The organism is Nocardioides sp. (assembly GCF_041393715.1).
Classification (GTDB): Bacteria; Actinomycetota; Actinomycetes; order Propionibacteriales; family Nocardioidaceae; genus Nocardioides.
The window spans coordinates 278,103-295,592 of record NZ_JAWKJQ010000003.1 but is presented as its reverse complement, the minus strand read 5'-3'; the positions used below and the strand labels follow the sequence as shown (position 1 = coordinate 295,592).

Below are 17,490 nucleotides of genomic sequence, written 5' to 3'. Positions count from 1 at the left end.
CTACCGCCGGCACCACCTCGAGGAGCTCGACGCGGAGCGGGGTTGCCGCCGCCCTCGCCGAGATCGGTCTGGACGTGGCGCCGGGGCACGTCGCGCTGGCCATGGAGAAGGTCCCGCGCGACCTCAACACTCGCCGGGTGGCCTCCCTGGAGTGGGCCGACCTGCCCCCGGGGAGGCGCGGCGTGACGCCGAGCGGCTGGCCGAGGGCTGGGCTACGACCCGGCAGATCCGGGCCGGGCGCCCCGCCGGACGGCTCGATGAGCTCGCAGACGCACGCCGGCGGCCCACGGGGCCGGGTCACCAGCCGGAACGCTCCCGCCGGCTTCGGGAGAGGACCGGGCTACCGGCCCGCGCTGGATGGGGTGCGGGCGATCGCGGTGGTGTCGGTGATGCTCTACCACGCGGGCTTGAGCTGGGTGCCGGGCGGCTTCCTGGGCGTCGATGTCTTCTTCGTGCTGTCGGGCTACCTGATCACCACTCTGCTGCTCGACGAGTGGCGCACCTGGGGCAGCCTCGACCTCGTCGGGTTCTACCTACGACGGGCGCGGCGGCTGTTGCCAGCCCTTGCCCTCGTCGTCGTCGCCGTCGCCGCGTGGGCGGCGTTGGCGGCCGACCCGAGCCGGATGGCCACGATCCGAGGCGACGGACTGAGCTCGTTGCTCTACGTCTCGAACTGGCGGTTCCTCCTCGCGGGGTCGTCGTACTTCGAACAGTTCGGCGACCCCTCGCCGTTCCGGCACACCTGGTCGCTGGCCATCGAGGAGCAGTACTACCTGTTCTTCCCGCTGCTGCTGATCGGGCTGCTGCGGCTGGCCCGCGGCCGGAGCTGGGTCGTGCCGACGGCACTCGGGGCCCTGGCCGTCGCCAGCATCGTCGAGATGACGCTGCTGTTCGACCCGGCCGTCGACCCCTCGCGCGTCTACTACGGCACCGACACGCGGATCCATGAGCTGATGATCGGCTCGCTGCTCGGGGTGCTGCTGGCCCGACGACGCCCGCTCGACCAGGGCGTCCCGGGATGGCTGTCGTCGGTGGCAGCGCCGGTCGGCCTGGTCGGCACGCTGGTCGCGATGGCGTGGTTCCACGACCAGTCGCCGGTCCTGTACCGAGGGGGCTTCGCCGCGGTCTGCCTGGTCGCCGCCCTGCTGGTGCTGGGCGTCGAGGCCGCGCCGCACGGCCCGGTCGCCCGCCTGCTGTCGCTGCGGCCAGTCGCGTGGATCGGGCTGATCTCCTATGGCCTGTACCTCTGGCACTGGCCGGTCTTCATCGCTCTCAGCCCGGCCCACGTCGACCTCTCGGGCACCGCACTCCTCATCGCCCGGCTCGCTGTCACCGTGATGATCGCGACCCTGTCGTTCTACCTGGTCGAGAGGCCGATCCGCAGCGGGGCGCTGCGGCGAGTGCCGGCGATGCTCGGCCGCTCGGTGGTCGTCCTCGGTCTGCCCGCGGCCCTGACCGCCCTGATGCTCGGCACGGCGGGAGGGCAGGCGGCTCCGCTCCCGGACAGCCCGTTCGGCCCCAACGCCGCAGGAGCCGGCAATCGAAGCATCCTGGTCGTCGGCGACTCCATCGGCAGCAGCTTGAGTGTGTCGTTCCCGCAGCCCTCCTTCCCCTCCTGGAAGGTGGCCGACGCCACCCATCTCGGTTGCGGACTCGCGGTCCAGTACCTCTCCTTCCAAGGCGAGCGTGGCATTCCCAACGCCGAGTGCAAGGGACAGCTCGAGCGGTGGGGCGCGGCGGTGACCAAGGTTCAGCCCGACGTGGTGCTGCTGAGCACCGGCGCGTGGGAGGTCTTCGACCACGTGGTGGGCGGCAAGGACGTCGCGGCCACCAGCGCGTCGTACGCCTCCTACCTGGGCCGCAAGTACGACCAGGCCTACGACACGCTGACGGCCGACGGCGCGATGCTGGTGGTGCCCACGGTGCCGTGCTACGACCAGCAGGCGCCGTCGCTGCGAGGCATGGACGACGCGGTGGTGCGAAACGACCCGAGCCGCGCGAGCGCTGTCAACGCCGTCATCGCCGACTTCGCCGACAGGCACCCGGACGTCGTCCTGGTCGACACCGGGAGCTACCTGTGCCCGGGCGGTGAACCCCGCGACCAGGTGAACGGGGTCACGCTCCGCGACGACGGCGTGCACTTCAGCCGCCAGGGCGGAGCGATCGTCTGGCGACAGCTCCTGATGCCGGCGATCACCGCGGGACTGACCGCGAGGAGCCCCATCCGCAGCACCGCCCTGCTCGTCGGAGACTCCGTCCCACTGGGTCTGTCGAAGAGGTTCCCCACCGGCGACTACCCGGACCTCCGCGTGCTCGACGACACGCTGCTGGGCTGCTCCGCCTTCAGCACGCCCTCCGTCGTCGACGGGACGGCCAAGCCCATGGATCCCGAATGCTCGACCTGGTCAGCCTCGATCCCAGCGACGCTGGACCGCATCAACCCTCAGGTGGGGCTGGTCTTCGTGGGCATCGGAGAGCAGTACGACAAGCTGGTCGATGGCGAGGTGATCGCGTTCGGGACCTCGGCTCACGACGAATGGCTGGCCGACAACCTGCGTCAGCGGATCGACCTGTTCCGCGACCGCGACATCCCCGTGGTCGTGGTCACCAGCCCGTGTCACCGAGTCATCGACATCACCGAGACCGCCGACTCGAAGATCATCAACGACGACACTCGCGTGCGTCGCAACAACCGGGTGCTGACAGACGTGGCCGGCGACTACCCGACCGGCGTCTCGGTGGTCGACCTGCACCACGAGCTGTGCCCCGACGGCTTCGAGCCCGTCGTCGACGGGGTGCGGCTGTACGAGGACGGCCTGCACTTCAACGACCAAGGGGCAGCGCTCGTCTGGTCGATCCTGGTGCCGGCGATCGAGGCCGCCCGAACCTCCTAGGCGTGGTCGTCGGGGCCGCGCTTCGATCCGGGCGCGGGGTCGGCCGCATCGACCGCGGCTCGTCCGGCTGCCTCATCGTCGCCGTCCGCCGGCGCAGCGTCGGTCTCCCCCGAGTCGGCGTGGGACTCCGAGTCGGGGTAGGACTCCGAGCCGTCCGTGTGGTCGCTCTCCTCGTCCACGGTCTCGCCGGCAGGCGCAGGCACTGCATCCTCCCGCCGCCGGACCAGCCCGAACGTCAAGAAGCCACCCACGGCGGTGACCAACGCGGCCGCGGTGAATGCGGCGGCTCGCGCCTCGGCCACGCGGTAGATGTCACCGCAGGTGCTCTTGGCCAGCTGGGTGCGCGGCCCCTGAGCGGCGCTGCGGCACTCGAACCTGCCGCCGTTGCCGACGGTGACCGACAACGGCACCAGCATCTGGTAGGCCGCCGCGACCAAGAACAGACCCGCCACGACCAGACACACCTTGGCGCCGAGGCTGGGCCGGCTGGTGATCCGGGTCTCGGTCACGACTTCGCTCATCCTGACGCTCTCATCCTGGGGTTCCGCGGGTGGTCGGGAGGAAGGCTACCGCCCGGGGGCGGCGGTGTTGACCACGAACGCCGGAGACGACCTGCCAGCAGCGCTGCCCGAGGCTAGAAGTCCTCGGCGTCCTCGTCGCGACGAGCGCGCAGCTGGATCGAACGGTCGAAACCGAAGATGGCGAGGCCGCCGATCGCGGTGACGGCGGCGGCGGCCGCCAGGCCGACAGCCCGCGCGAGGTTGAGGTCTCGCACGCCCCCGCAGATGGTGCTGCCGAAGGCGTCCTGGGGCCCCTTCAGGACCGTCCCGCACCTCCACAGCCCGCCGCCCTGCGTGGGTGCGCCCAGCGGCACGAAGAGGAAGTAGACGGCGCCGACGACCATGAGGGCCGCCAGCAGGAACGCGACCCTGGCTCCCCGTCGGGGAACGCGGGAGACCCGGGTCTCTGCGCCCGCATCGGCGTTGTCGCCCTCGGTGGCTACCATCCCGGCTCTCCTGGTCACCCACGACGGTCTCGCCCCGACGTGGAACGCACGAACACTACAGTGTGCGTTGGCATGAACGAACAGCAGTCGCGGCCGAGACCGTGGCGGTACATCCCGGTCCCGCCGGCCTCACCCGCCGGTCGGCTCGCGCTCGGCATCAGCCTGCTGACGATCCTGCCGATCTGGTGGGGAGCAGTGGTGGCCGTCCATGCCGGGTGGTGGCCCATCGAGGACGATGCGCGGACGATCCTCAAGGTGCAGGACCTGTTGGCGGGCCATCTCCCGATGTTGGGGACCCAGGCAGCAGGCAGCGGGGCCGTCGATCCCTTGGCGAGCGCCCATCATCTCGGGCCGATCGAGTACTACCTCGTGGCCCCCTTCGTGGCGACGCTGGGGGGCAGCGTCGGGCTCCTGGTCGCGCTGGCGGTCCTGCACACCGCGTTCGTGGTGCTGATCCTCCGCGCCGGTTGGCTCCTCGGCAGACTGCGGCTGTTGGTGCCGTTGAGCCTTGCCTGCCTCGTGCTCGCCCAGGGCGACTCGGGCTTCCAGCTCTTCCAGCCCATCAACACGATCCCCGCCGTGTACGCCTTGCTCCTGGTGCCCCTCGCGGCGACGATGTCGCTCAGACGCCCTCGATGGTTGATCGCGTTGGTCTTCGCCTGGACCGTCGCCGCCCAGGCTCAGCTCGCCTACGTACCCGTGTTGACGGTGATCGCCCTGGTCGCTGGGCTGGTCGGGATGAGGCAGTGGCACACGCGTCGCGGTGCCTGGTGGCCGCTGCCGGGTCCCGTACGCCGCCGCCCGCTTCCCGGACCCGGGTGGGGTGCGCTGGGTCTGCTCGTCCTCATGTGGATGCTGCCCGTCTGGGAGTCGCTCACGTTCGAGCCGGGCAACGCCTCCCAGCTGCATCGCTATGTCAACGCGGCACAGTCGGAGGGCGGCTCACGCGACACCGACGCCTTGGCCCTTCGGTTCCTCGCCTCGGCGATTCCCATCCCCCAGTGGCCCAACATCGTTCGAGCAGTCCTCACGATCGGCCTGCTGGCGCTCCTCATCTCTCTAGGGCGACGGGCCAGCCGGCGCCAGGGGAGCCGCGGCGGCATCCTCCGGTCCGCCGCTGAGTTCTTGGCGGTTCTCGCGTGCACGAGCTTCATCGCGGAGGTCGTGATCCTGACCAGGTTCCTGCCGGCCGGCCCCACGGTCTGGACCGATGCCTACTGGGTGACGCCCATCCGCGTCTTCGGTCTGTTGGTGTGGGCGACCGTCGCCTGGCTGGGTGCCGACGACGTGACCGAGCTGCTTCGCAGGAGGCTCTCGGCCGGAGTGGTACGGCGGGCGGTGCAGGCGACGTGTGCGTTGCTCCTGGCGTGGGCGTTCGCGCTCGCGGTGCACGCGCCCACCACGGCCGACTTCGAACGCAACAGGGTCATGAACCAGGTGGGCGACCTCCTCCAGGATCCCCTCCGCGCCACGGTGGAGCGCGGTGACCCGGTGCGCGTGACCTACACGTTCGGCTTCCGGTTCAACCCGGTCACCGCGCTGACCTACCGCCTCATGGACGAGGGCTACTTCGTGTGCAACGACCAGACCTGGCCGGTCCCCGAGGAGACCGACTACCGCGCCTGGGACAGATGCCCCCGGGACGCCGTGACCGTCGTCGTCACTCAGAGCGGCCAGAGCCCGGAGGACGTCCTTCCGAGGCTGGGCCTCGAGTCGGCGACCTACGAGCTCGTCGGGTCGACCGACTCCTACCGCGACAGCCAGGGAAACACCTGGCAGTTCGACGTGTACCTTGCGCTCCCCGGAGCCCCGCCGTCGCCCTGAGCCCGGGCCGCTTCTCAGAGCGGGAGGCGCCGGAAGACCGAGCGCGGCACGTGTCGCAGCCCGGACATGACGATCCGGAGGGGCGCCGGAACCCAGATCAGCTCCGCACGGCGGGTGACGCCGTCGACGATGGCCTCGGCGACCGTGTCGGCGTCGACGGCCAGGGGGCGGGCTCGCGCCCCTCGGTCATCCTGGTCCGGACGAAGCCGGGTCGCACGACCAGGACGGAGGCTCCCGACCCGCGCAGTGCCTCCCCGAGGCCGAGGTAGAAGCCATCCATCCCGGCCTTCGCCGATCCGTAGACGAAGTTCGACCGACGCACCCGCTCCCCGGCCACCGACGACAGGGCGACGATGACCCCGTGGCCCTGACCGCGCATGACATCGGCCAGGCAGACGCCGACACTCACGGCGCCGAGGTAGTTGACCCGGACTTCAGCCATCGCCGCGGCGTGCGACTGCCAGACGCTCTCCTCGTCGGTCAGCACCCCGAACGCCACCACCGCGACATCGATGTCGTGCTCCCCGCCACCGCGGCGATGAGACCCGGATGGGCGTCGGCGTCGGCGGCGTCGAAGTCGACCTCGCTGACCTCCACGCCGAGCCCGCGCAGCTCGGTCGCGACGGCGTCGCGGCGTGGTCCTGGGCGGGCCGCGAGTGAGGTGGAAGGGTGCCACCGCGGCCCACCGGCGGGCCAGTGCCACCGCGATGTCGCTGGTGCCGCCCAGCATGAGGACCGACTGGGGCTGGCCGAGCGCGTTGATCACGTGGAGTCCTTTCGGGAAAGCCGTCACAGGTCGAGCCGACGCGAGAGGTCCGACTGGAACCGGCGATCGGGGTCGATCCGGGCTCGCGTCTCGCGGAACCGGTCCAGCTCGGGATAGCCAGCCGCAACCATCGCGGGGGCGCTCCGGGCGTCCTTGGCGAGGTAGAGGCGGCCGCCAGCCTCGACCACCTCCCGGTCCAGAGCCGTCAGCAGCGCGGCCAGCCCCGCCGAGACGGGGAAGTCGACAGCCAGGGTCCAGCCCGCCATCGGGAACGACAGCGGTGCCGGGCCGGCGGCGCCGAAGCGCTTGAGGACGGCGAGGAACGACGGCTGCCCGGAAGCCGAGACCCGCTCGAGGATGCGGGCGAGCCGGCCGCTCGCGGAGTCCGGAAGCACCAGCTGGTACTGCACGAAGCCGCGCCGACCGTAGCAGCGGTTCCAGTCCCTGACGCCGTCGAGCGGATGGAAGAACGTCCCGACGGACTGCAGCTCATCCGTCCTCGACCGAGGTGCCTTGCGGAACCACGCCTCGTTGAAGGCGCGCACCGTGGTGGTCGACACGAGACGGGGTGGCACCCACGGCGGGGCGGCCAGCCGCGGCTCCCCCGGCGGCTGCCGCGGATGGCGCGCCGCGGCTCCGGTCAACGCCGCCCGCTCCGCGAAGTCGCCCCGGGTGAGCACCGAGCGTCCCAGGGCCCGGCCGCGGGCCGCCGTGTCGATCCACGCCACGGAGTACGCCGACCGCTGGTCGCTCTCCTCGATCCTGGCCATGATCGCGTCGAGGTCGCCGAGCCGCTCGGTGTCCACGCGCAGGTAGCCGGTCTCGATCCGGGGCGCGGCGAAGGTCACCGACGTGATCACCCCGGTGAGCCCGAGGCCCCCGACCGTGGCCCAGAAGAGCTCCGGGTCGCGCTCGGGCGAGACCGTCCTGGTGCGACCGTCCGCGGTGACCAGGTCCAGCTCCGTCACATGGGCGCCGAAGCTGCCGCTGCGGTGATGGTTCTTGCCGTGGACGTCGCACGCGACGAGGCCACCCACCGTCACGAAGCGGGTGCCGGGGGTGACGGGCACGAAGAAGCCCGCGGGATCAGGAAGCGCATCAGGTCATGCAGGGTGGTGCCCGCCGTGACCGTCGCGAGCCCGGCGACCTCGTCGAGACCGATGCCGCCGGGGAGCGGGGCCAGCACGGTCCCGCCGGCGTTCTGGGCCGGGTCGCCGTAGGAGCGGCCCAGCCCGCGCGCGATCAGCCCTCGAGCCCCGGCCGTGCGGACCGCGGCCGCCACACCCTCGACGGTCGTGTGGACGAGGCGCGCCGACGTCGGGGCCGTGCGCCCCCAGCCGGTGAGCATCGTGGGCGGCGGCCCGGACCGCGGCCGGAAGCCGTCATCCACCCAGCACCCCGAGGGCGAACAGGACCAGCCAGACCACGCCGATGAGCTGCAGGCTGCGGTCGGCGTACACGATGTCCTCCGGCTCGGCGGCGGTGCCGGCGTCGATGTCGACGGCGTAGCGCAGCAGTCCGATCACGAACGGCGCGATCGAGATGGCGTGCCACGCGACGGCGGTCCGGTCGTCCATCTCGAAGGCCCACAGGCTGTAGGACATCGCCGTGCCGGCCGCCGCCATGCTCCAGACGAACCGGAGGTACGTCGGCGTGTAGCGGACCAGCGACCGCCGGGTGCCGGCCTCGCTCCCGAGCGTGTGCAGCTCGGAGTAGCGCTTGCCGCTGACGATGAAGAGCGAGCCGAAGCCCGCGACCAGCAGGAACCACGGCGAGATGGCGATGTCGGCCGCCAGTCCGCCGGCCACGGCGCGCAGCAGGAAGCCGCTCGACACGACGACGATGTCGAGGACCGGCTCGTGCTTGAGCCGATAGGTGTACGCCACCTGGAGCAGCAGGTAGGACGCCAGCAGGACGACGAAGGACCAGCTGGCGAGTGCACCGACCACCAGCGCGAGCGCGGCCAGACCGAGGGCCAACAGGCGACCCTCCGTCGCGGAGAGTGCTCCCGAGGCGATCGGCCGGTGGCGCTTGGTCGGATGGAGTCGGTCGGTCTCCATGTCGGAGGCGTCGTTGAGGGCGTAGACCGCCGAGGAGCCGGCGCAGAACGCGACGAATGCCAACCCGGTCCGGACGGCCACGCCGGGGTCGCCCAGCGCACCCGCCGCCAGCGGCGCCGTCACGACCAGGAGGTTCTTGACCCACTGCCGCGGCCTCATCGTCATGAGGAACGCCTTCGTCCTGCTCATCGGGCAGGAGTCTAGATGGCCCCGACCTCGCGGAGGGACGGGACGCCTTAGGCTCTGCGGGTGACCCCCGGGACCGGCTTCCGCAACGTCCTGCGCAGCGGGTCCGTCGTCGCCGTGGCCATGGCCGTCATGAACGTGTCGACCTACGGCTTCCAGCTGGTCGCCGCCCGCCTGCTGGGCCCCCAGCCGTACGGCGCCTTGGCGGCGCTGATGAACGTGCTGCTGGTGATCATGGTCCTCCAGCTCGGGCTGCAGGCCACGGCTGCGCGGCGGATCTCGGCCGATCCTGGGCAGGTACACCAGATCGAGCGGGTCGTGCTGAGCGTGACCTATCGCTCGGCACTCGGCCTGGGCGCCGTGCTGCTGATGCTGAGCCCGCTCATCGATCGGCTGCTCCGACTGGAGAGCGTCCCCACGGCGGCGCTGATCGCGATCTCGGCCGTGCCGCTGACGGTGATGGGCGGCCAGGCCGGGATCCTGCAGGGCGAGCGTCGGTGGCGGCCGCTGGCTGCCATCTACGTCGCGGCCGGGCTGCCGCGGCTGGTCGTCGGCGTCGCGCTGATGCTGGTCTCCCCCACCGAGGCGGTGGCCATGCTCGGGGTCGCGATCGCCGCGTTCGCCCCGGCCATCGTGGGCTGGTGGGGGCTGCGCGAGGCCCGTCGGGACGACGGCGAGCTCGACGCGGAGCACCGGCCGGCCAACATCATCAGGGAGACCCTGCACAACTCGCAGGCGCTCTTCGCCTTCTTCGCCCTCTCCAGCGTCGACGTGATCGTGGCTCGCAACGTGCTCGACCCGCACGATGCCGGGCTCTACGCGGGCGGGCTGATCCTCACCAAGGCGACGCTCTTCCTCCCCCAGTTCATCGTGGTGGTGGCCTTCCCCGCCCTCTCCACCGAGCAGGACCGGCGCCACGCCCTCACCCGCAGCCTGACCCTGCTCGCCGTCCTGGGCGCGGCCGTCACTGCCGGCGTGTGGCTGATGCCCGACCTCGCCCTCGTCTTCATCGGGGGCCACGAGTTCGCAGCCATCGCCGACCGGCTGTGGCTCTTCGCGGTGATCGGGATGCTGCTCTCGGCCCTGCAGCTCCTCGTGTACGCCGTGCTGGCGCGCCGTGGCCAACGATCGGCGTACCTGCTCTGGGCCGGGCTGGCGGCGCTGGTGGGACTCGGCCTGGGCACGCACACCATCAACGGCCTGATCGCGGTGGTGGTGGCCGTCGACGGTGCGCTGCTCGCGATGCTGGTGGTGATCAGCCTCTATCTGGTGCGGTCGCCCGAGGATGCCTCCTCGCAGCCTCAGTGAGCCGCCTCGTGCCAGCTGCGGCCGGTGCCGACCGACACGTCGAGGGGCACGGTGAGCTCGGCCGCGCCGCCCATGGCCTCACGCACCAGGGCCTCGAGGGTCTCGCGCTCCCCCGGGGCCACCTCGAACACGAGCTCGTCGTGGACCTGGAGCAGCATCCGTGACGCCAGGCCACGGTCGCGAAGGGCGGCGTCGACGGAGAGCATCGCCACCTTGATCAGGTCGGCGGCCGAGCCCTGGATCGGGGCGTTGAGCGCCATCCGCTCGGCCATCTCCCGGCGCTGCCGGTTGTCGCTGGTCAGGTCGGGGAGGTAGCGGCGCCGGCCCATGATCGTCTCGGTGTAGCCCGAACGGCGCGCCTCGTCGACCACGCCGGCGAGGTAGTCGCGGACGCCTCCGAACGTCTGGAAGTACTCGTCCATCAGCCCGCGCGCCTCCGACGGCTCGATCCGCAGCTGCTGCCCGAGCCCGAAGGCGGACAGGCCGTAGGCGAGGCCGTAGTTCATCGCCTTGATCTTGGCCCGCATCTCCGGCGTGACCTCGTGGGCCTCGACACCGAAGACGCGCGAGGCGGTGATCGAGTGGAAGTCCTGTCCGGAGCGGAACGCCTCGATGAGCCCCTGGTCCTCCGACAGATGAGCCATGATCCGCATCTCGATCTGGCTGTAGTCGGCCGTCATCAGGGTGTCGTAGCCCGGCCCGACCACGAACGCCTCGCGGATCCGCCGGCCCTCCTCGGTGCGGACGGGGATGTTCTGCAGGTTGGGGTCGGTGCTGGAGAGCCGGCCGGTCGCGGCGATCATCTGGTTGAACGTCGTGTGGATCCGGCCGTCGGGCATCACCGTCTTGAGCAGCCCCTCGATGGTCTGCCGCAGCCGGATCACGTCGCGGTGCCGCAGCAGCGCCACCAGGAAAGGATGCTCGGTCTTCTCGAAGAGCTGCTGGAGGGCGTCGGCGTCGGTGGTCCAGCCGGTCTTGGTGCGCTTCGTCTTGGGCATGCCGAGCTCGTCGAACAGCACCGTCTGCAGCTGCTTCGGCGAGCCGAGGTTGATCTCCTTGCCGATCACCGCGAACGCCTCGCTCGCCGCGGCCGCCACCTCGTCGCCGAAGTGGGACTCCAACGACTCCAGGTGGTCGACGTCGACGGCGATGCCGGTCTGCTCCATCGAGGCCAGCAGGTCGACCAGCGGCAGCTCGACCTCGGCCAGCAGCCGGGATCCGCCGGTCTCCTCGACCGCGACGTCGAGCGCCTCGGCGAGGTCGAGCACGGCTCGGGCGTGCAGCATGGCGACCTCCGCGCCGCCGGCATCGTCGTCGAGAGAGTCGAAGCTGAGCTGCCCCTCGTCGGCGACGTCGACCTGCTTGAGCTCGCGCTTGAGGTAGCGCAGGGTGAGGTCGGCGAGGTCGTAGGAGCGCTGGTCGGGGCGCACGAGGTAGGCCGCCAGCGCGGTGTCGCTGACCAGCCCTCGCAGCAGCCAGCCGCGCGCGGCCAGCGCCAGCATCGGCCCCTTGGCGTCGTGGAGCACCTTGGCCGCATCGGGGTCGGCGAGCCAGGCCGCGAGCGCCGCGTCGTCGTCGGGGGTGACCTCCGCGGCATCCAGCCAGCAGGCGGTGCCGTCGGCGGCGGCCAGGGCCAGCGACCAGACCTCGCCCGTGCCGGCGCGCCAGGAGCCGCGCACCTCGACGCCCACCCGTGCGCCGTGACCGTGCGCCGCGAGCCAGGCGGCCACCTCGCCGGGGGCCAGCCGGCTGCCGTCGAGGTCGAACCCCGAGTCGTCGATCTCCTCCTCGGACTCCAGCGTCTCGAACAGCCGGTCCCGGAGGACCCGGAACTCCAGACCGTCGAAGAGGGTGTGCACCTCGTGGCGGTCCCACGCCTGACGGTGCAGGTCGGTCGGCGTCAGCTCGAGCTGGAGGTCGCACACCAGCGCGTTGAGGGTGCGGTTGCGGATCACGTCGCCGAGGTGGGCGCGGAGGTTCTCCCCTCGCTTGCCGGTGATCTTGTCGGCGTGGGCGATGACGTTGTCGAGGCCGTCGTACTCGGTGAGCCACTTGGCCGCCACCCCCGGCCCGACCAGCGGCACGCCGGGCAGGTTGTCGGAGGTCTCACCGACCAGCGCAGCGAGCTCGGGGTAGCGTCCGGGCGAGACGCCGTAGCGCTCCTGGACCGCCTCGGGAGTCATCCGGGCCAGCTCGGAGACGCCCCGCATGGGGTAGAGCACCGTGGTGTCGTCGGAGACCAGCTGCAGGGAGTCGCGGTCGCCGGTGAGGATCAGCACCTGCATGCCGGCGGCCTCGGCCTGGGTGGCGAGCGTGCCGATGATGTCGTCGGCCTCGTAGCCCTGCTTCTCCAGGAACGGGATGCGCAGCGCGGTCAGCACCTCCTGGATGAGCGGCAGCTGGCTGCTGAACTCGGTGGGGGTCTTGTTGCGGCCGGCCTTGTAGTCGGCGTACTGCTCGACGCGGAAGGTCTGGCGTGACTTGTCGAAGGCGACACCGACATGGGTGGGCTCCTCGTCGCGGAGCACGTTGATCAGCATCGAGGTGAAGCCGTAGACCGCGTTGGTGTGCTGACCGGTCGTGGTCGAGAAGTTCTCGACCGGCAGCGCGAAGAACGCGCGGTAGGCCAGCGAGTGGCCGTCGAGGAGCAACAGCCGCGGCCGCTCGAGGGCGGTCTCGTCAGCGGCGGTTGTCGAAGTCGCTGCAGGCACGTCGCGACTCTAGCCGCCGGCACCCCCACCCACCGTCGCGGCCGGGGTAGGCGAGAATGCGCCCATGACCGAGCGACCGACGCCGACGCCGTCCGTGGAGGAGTTCCTCGCCGCGATGCCCGAGGGGATGGGTGGCCTCAACGACAAGATGGGCGTCGAGCTACTCGAGATCGGCCCGGACCGGATCGTGGCCACGATGCCGGTCGCGGGCAACACGCAGCCCTACGGCCTCCTGCACGGTGGCGCCTCGGTGGCGCTGGCGGAGACCCTCGGGTCGATCGGGTCGGCGCTGCACGCCTGGCCGGACCGGGTCGCGGTCGGCGTGGACATCAACGCCACCCATCACCGGGCCGTCCGCGGCGGCATGGTCACCGGCGTCGCGACGCCGGTGCATCGCGGGCGCAGCAGCGCCACGTTCGAGGTTGTCGTGAGCGACGAGCAGGGCCGACGGGTCTGTACGTCGCGGATCACCTGCATGCTGGTCAGCGCCGCGCCCGGCAGCTGAGCCGGGCCGACGCGCGGGGCGGGTCAGCCCTTGGGAGCCGGCGCGGCGTCGCGGTGGCGCTGCGAGCGCCGCACGGCGAGCACCTGGGAGATCTGTCGCGCCCGGCTCTTGGTCGGCTTGAGGGCGTCGAGCCGGCTGCGGACGGTGGCGGTCGGGCCGGCCCGCAGCACCGCCTGCGGGCCGAGGCCGAGGCGGGCCAGGAACCGGTTGGCGTCGCGGGAGGCGCTGAGTGCGCCGGAGCCGACGTGGCCGATCCCCCGCTCCTCTGCGAAGACGACCGCGGCCTCCACGAGTGCCCGGCCCACGCCTCGACGGCGGTAGGCCGGCAGCACGTGCGGCGACACGGCCTGCACGAGCGGCTCGAGGTTCAGCGGGGTGGCGGTCGTCGCCTTGAGCATCACCGCGCCCGCGACCTCGCCGTCGTACTCCGCGACCACGAGGCGCTCCGACTGCGGGTCCAGCCTCCCGATCAGGGTCACCAGGTCGGCCTCCTGCTCCGCCGGGTCCGCGCGGCGCAGCACGTCGTGCCACAGCTCGGCCAAGGCGGGAGCATCCGCGGCGGTGGCGTCGCGCAGCACGACGGATGACCGGCTCACGGTGCGCCTTCCGACGTCGGGGAACGGACGCGGTCGTTCCCCCGAACCTGCCGACCGCTCGCCCCACCCTACGCCCGGCACCGGGCCCGCGGGGGCGGGGTGGAGGAATCGACCGGCCGACGCCTTCGGATCCCGAGGAATCGGGTCATTCGTGCGACGGATGACGTCGGTCACACGGCCGTTGGCCGATGGCATCAATCGGATAACGGTTGACATACCGACGGATCAGGTGTCGTTTCTCGCTGGGGCGTCCACTACGGTATGACGCAGCCCGGACGCCGAACGTGCGTCCTGGCCACGCATCATCACCTCGAGAAAGGTACAGGGCGTGAATCGAGTAACCACGACCTCCTGGTTGAAGGTCACTGCCGCCGCGGCAGTGCTCGTTCTTCCGCTGGCGGCGTGCGGGTCCGACGACAGCGGTTCATCCGCGAGCGAGAGCCCCAGCGCCTCTGACAGCACGTCGGAGAGCAGCGCACCCGCCGAAGAGACGTACACCTCCAACGAGTGCTCGGGCGGACAGACCAGCGCCGACACCTTCCGGGTCGGCGGCATCCTGCCCCTGACCGGCAACCTGGCCTTCCTCGGCCCGCCGGAGGTCGCGGGCGTCGGCCTTGCCGTCAACGACATCCAGGCTGCCGGCGGCGTCGCCGGTGCCGACGCGTGCGTGGACATGCAGGACTCGGGTGACTCCACCGACATGTCGATCTCGACGAACACCGCCGGAGAGCTGGTCGCCAGCAAGCCGTCCGTCGTGATCGGTGCGGCCTCGTCCAGCGTCTCGCTGAACGTCGTCGACACGTTCGCCCAGAACAAGATCGTCGAGATCTCCCCGGCCAACACCGCGGTCGCGCTGAGCGGCTACTCGCCGTGGTACTTCCGCACCGCTCCCCCGGACACCGTCCAGGGTGCGGCGCTCGGCACGCTGATCTCCTCCGACGGCTGGCAGAAGGTCGGCTTCCTGGTGTTCAACGACACCTACGGCACCGGTCTGCGCAACACCGTCGAGAAGACCGTCAAGGCCAACGGCGGCGAGTGCGTCTACGGCTGCAAGGGCGACGGCGACGAGTTCCCCGCCGGCCAGACGACGTTCTCCGCCGAGGTGAGCGCGGTGCTGGCGGCCAAGCCGGACGCCATCGTCGTGCTCGCCTTCGACGAGTCCAAGGCGATCATCCCCGAGCTCAAGTCGCAGGGCTGGGACATGGCGAAGACCTACCTGACGGACGGCAACACCGCCGACTACAGCAAGGACTTCCCGAAGGGCACCATGGAGGGTGCGCAGGGCACCATCCCGGGCGTCGACGCGGCCCAGGACTTCAAGGACCGGATGAGCGGTTGGTACGAGGCCGCTGAGGGCAGCCCCCTGAAGGACTTCGCCTACGGTGCGGAGAGCTACGACGCCACCATCCTGGCCGCCCTCGCGGCCGCCAAGGGCGGGGCGACCGACTCCCAGACCGTGCAGGAGAACCTCGCGGCGGTGTCCGGCGCCAACGGTGGCACCGAGTGCTCCACCTACGCCGACTGCATCGCGGCTCTGGACGGTGGCGGCGACATCCACTACAAGGGCATCTCCGGCATCGGTCCGTTCAACGCTGACAACGACCCGTCGTCCGCGTTCGTCGGCATCTACAAGTACGACAACGCGAACAAGAACGTGTACACCACCAGCGTGGAGGGCACGACCGGCGGCTGATCCCGCACCGCATCACCCAGGCGGGCCCCGGACCTCTCGGTCCGGGGCCCGTCTGCGTGTCGCGGCCCCCTGGCTCCTCGCCCCTGGCTCCTCGCGGGGCCACCGGCCCGTCTGAGGCGCGCAGGACCCCCTCGGGCACTCGCGGGCGCGGGTGAGACACCTCGGGGGGCCGGAGACGCCTCAGGGGGCCGCACGCAGACGCGTGCGGCCCCCTGAGGCGCTACGGGTCGGCCGGTTGGCCGGTCGAAAGGCCTCAGCCGCTCTCGCGCTCGGCGTCGACGTCCGTGGCCAGGGTGCCGAGGTAGAGCTCGATGACCTTGGGGTCGTTGGCCAGCTCGCGGCCGGTGCCGCTGTAGGCGTCGCGGCCCTGGTCGAGGACATAGCCGCGGTCGACGATCTGCAGGCAGCGGCGGGCGTTCTGCTCCACCATCACCACGCACACACCGGTCTTGTTGATCCTGCGGGTGCGGATGAAGGTCTCGTCCTGCCGCACCGGCGACAGGCCGGCCGACGGCTCGTCGAGCAGCAGCACCGACGGCTCCATCATCAGGGCACGGGCCATCGCCAGCGACTGCCGCTCACCACCGGACAAGGAGCCGGCCCGCTGGTTGCGGCGGTCGGAGAGCACCGGGAACAGGTCCCACATCGCGTCGAGCCGCTCCCCGATCTTCTTGGGGCGCATGTAAAGCCCCATCCGGAGGTTCTCCTCGATGGTGAGGCTGGGGAACACGTTGTTGGTCTGCGGCACGAAGCCGACGCCCATCTCGACCAGCCGGTTGGCCTTGAGGTTGGTGATGTCGTCGCCGTTGAGGGTGACCTGGCCGGAGTGCACCTTGACCAGGCCGAACATCGCCTTGAGCAGCGTCGACTTGCCGGCGCCGTTGGGACCGATGATCCCGATCATCTCGCCGGGGTAGGCCACCAGGTTGCAGCCGTTGAGGATGTTGACGCCAGGGAGGTAGCCGGCGACGACATCGGTGGCCTCCACCACGGGCTGCTGGCTCATGCGTTCCCCTCCGCGTCCTCTTGTGCCACCTCGGCGGCCATGTCTTTCACCGCGTCGTCCTCGAGCAGCGAGTCGTCGCCCAGGTCCATGTCGTGGTGAGCACCGAGGTAGGCGTCGATCACGCCCTGGTCGGACATCACCGAGTCGGCCGGTCCTTCGGCGATCACCCGGCCCTCGGCCATCACCACGACCCAGTCGGAGATGTGCCGCACCATGTGCATGTCGTGCTCGACGAAGAGCACCGTGGTGCCCTCGTCGCGCAGGCTCTGGATGTGCCCGAGCAGCGACTGGGTGAGCGCGGGGTTCACGCCCGCCATCGGCTCGTCGAGCATGATCATCTTGGGACTGGTCATCAGGGCGCGGGCCATCTCGAGCAGCTTGCGCTGCCCGCCCGAGAGGCTGCCGGCGTAGTCGTCCTTCTTGGGGAGCAGCTTGAACCGGTCGAGCAGGTCCTTGGCGCGCTCCTCGATCTCGCGCTCCTGCCCGTGCCACAGCGGCTTGAAGATCGACTTGAGGAGGTTCTCCCCCGACTGCTCGGTGGCGCCGAGCATCATGTTGTCCATCACCGTCATCCGGTTGAGGGCCTTGGTCAGCTGGAAGGTGCGCACCATGCCCGCCTGCGCGACGGCCGAGGCCGAGGTCTTGTCGAGCGTCTTGCCGTCGAAGGACCAGTGCGCCCCCTGCGAGGGCCGGTCGAAGCCGGTGACCAGGTTGAAGAACGTCGTCTTGCCCGCACCGTTGGGCCCGATCAGCGCGGTGATGATCCCCCGCTGCACCTCGAGGTGGTCGACGTCGACCGCCGTCATGCCGCCGAAGTGGCGCACGACGCTGTCGACCACCAGGATCGGGTCGGGCTTGCCCGCACCGGGCGTGCGGTCGACACCGGAGACCAACTGGGCGCGGAAGGCCGGGTCGGCGTAGTCGCGGGTGGCCAC

Annotated in this window: 13 protein-coding genes and 1 pseudogene; 5 read left to right on the top strand and 9 right to left on the bottom strand. The window is 70.9% G+C overall.

Annotated features, from left to right (window positions below; translation table 11 throughout):
- Positions 1-257: 257 nt before the first annotated feature.
- Positions 258-2,894, top strand: a complete 2,637-nt coding sequence (locus tag R2740_RS06765) for an acyltransferase family protein (RefSeq protein ID WP_371301923.1) — start codon at positions 258-260, stop codon at positions 2,892-2,894.
- Here the strand turns inward: R2740_RS06765 and R2740_RS06760 are convergent.
- Together R2740_RS06760 and R2740_RS06755 are read right to left on the bottom strand one after the other, a co-directional pair.
- A complete protein-coding gene (locus R2740_RS06760) occupies positions 2,891-3,415 on the bottom strand; it encodes a hypothetical protein (RefSeq protein WP_371301922.1) in 525 nt (174 codons plus the stop codon). The two genes, R2740_RS06765 and R2740_RS06760, sit on opposite strands and share 4 nt — an antisense overlap.
- Positions 3,416-3,528: 113 nt before the next feature.
- Positions 3,529-3,900 carry a hypothetical protein gene (locus tag R2740_RS06755; protein ID WP_371301921.1) on the bottom strand — a complete coding sequence of 124 codons (372 nt, stop codon included), beginning with the start codon at positions 3,898-3,900 and terminating at the stop codon, positions 3,529-3,531.
- 72 nt (positions 3,901-3,972) lie between these two features.
- Between R2740_RS06755 and R2740_RS06750 the strand changes: the two genes are divergently transcribed.
- Positions 3,973-5,724: a hypothetical protein gene (locus tag R2740_RS06750; RefSeq protein WP_371301920.1), complete on the top strand. Its 1,752-nt coding sequence runs from the start codon at positions 3,973-3,975 to the stop codon at positions 5,722-5,724.
- Positions 5,725-5,821: 97 nt separating this feature from the next.
- On the opposite strand, the gene R2740_RS06745 is transcribed toward R2740_RS06750, so the two are convergent.
- The 3 genes and pseudogenes from R2740_RS06745 to R2740_RS06735 all read right to left on the bottom strand — a co-directional run bounded on the left by R2740_RS06745 (position 5,822) and on the right by R2740_RS06735 (position 8,739).
- Complete coding sequence (locus R2740_RS06745; protein WP_371301919.1) at positions 5,822-6,226, bottom strand: SDR family NAD(P)-dependent oxidoreductase; 405 nt, start codon at positions 6,224-6,226, stop codon at positions 5,822-5,824.
- Positions 6,227-6,513: 287 nt separating this feature from the next.
- Positions 6,514-7,838, bottom strand: a pseudogene (locus R2740_RS06740) (FAD-binding protein).
- A gap of 34 nt (positions 7,839-7,872) precedes the next feature.
- Positions 7,873-8,739, bottom strand: coding sequence for a decaprenyl-phosphate phosphoribosyltransferase (locus R2740_RS06735; protein ID WP_371301918.1), 867 nt, complete (start codon positions 8,737-8,739; stop codon positions 7,873-7,875).
- 60 nt (positions 8,740-8,799) lie between these two features.
- Here R2740_RS06735 and R2740_RS06730 point away from each other — a divergent pair, with 60 nt between their 5' ends.
- The gene (locus R2740_RS06730; protein ID WP_371301917.1) at positions 8,800-10,044 is read left to right on the top strand and encodes a lipopolysaccharide biosynthesis protein; all 1,245 of its coding nucleotides are present in this window, start codon (positions 8,800-8,802) and stop codon (positions 10,042-10,044) included.
- On the opposite strand, the gene polA is transcribed toward R2740_RS06730, so the two are convergent.
- Positions 10,038-12,755 carry a DNA polymerase I gene (gene polA, locus R2740_RS06725; RefSeq protein WP_371301916.1) on the bottom strand — a complete coding sequence of 906 codons (2,718 nt, stop codon included), beginning with the start codon at positions 12,753-12,755 and terminating at the stop codon, positions 10,038-10,040. The two genes, R2740_RS06730 and polA, sit on opposite strands and share 7 nt — an antisense overlap.
- Positions 12,756-12,819: 64 nt before the next feature.
- Here polA and R2740_RS06720 point away from each other — a divergent pair, with 64 nt between their 5' ends.
- Positions 12,820-13,260, top strand: a complete 441-nt coding sequence (locus R2740_RS06720) for a hotdog fold thioesterase (RefSeq protein ID WP_371301915.1) — start codon at positions 12,820-12,822, stop codon at positions 13,258-13,260.
- Positions 13,261-13,283: 23 nt separating this feature from the next.
- Here R2740_RS06720 and R2740_RS06715 read toward each other — a convergent pair whose 3' ends face one another.
- The gene (locus tag R2740_RS06715; RefSeq protein WP_371301914.1) at positions 13,284-13,856 is read right to left on the bottom strand and encodes a GNAT family N-acetyltransferase; all 573 of its coding nucleotides are present in this window, start codon (positions 13,854-13,856) and stop codon (positions 13,284-13,286) included.
- Positions 13,857-14,184: 328 nt separating this feature from the next.
- Here R2740_RS06715 and R2740_RS06710 point away from each other — a divergent pair, with 328 nt between their 5' ends.
- Complete coding sequence (locus R2740_RS06710; RefSeq protein ID WP_371301913.1) at positions 14,185-15,549, top strand: ABC transporter substrate-binding protein; 1,365 nt, start codon at positions 14,185-14,187, stop codon at positions 15,547-15,549.
- A 253-nt stretch (positions 15,550-15,802) separates the two neighbouring features.
- Here R2740_RS06710 and R2740_RS06705 read toward each other — a convergent pair whose 3' ends face one another.
- Positions 15,803-16,555: an ABC transporter ATP-binding protein gene (locus tag R2740_RS06705; RefSeq protein ID WP_371301912.1), complete on the bottom strand. Its 753-nt coding sequence runs from the start codon at positions 16,553-16,555 to the stop codon at positions 15,803-15,805.
- Entirely contained in the window at positions 16,552-17,490 is a 939-nt protein-coding gene (locus R2740_RS06700; protein WP_371301911.1) for an ABC transporter ATP-binding protein, read from the bottom strand. Before R2740_RS06700 ends, R2740_RS06705 begins: the two co-directional genes overlap by 4 nt.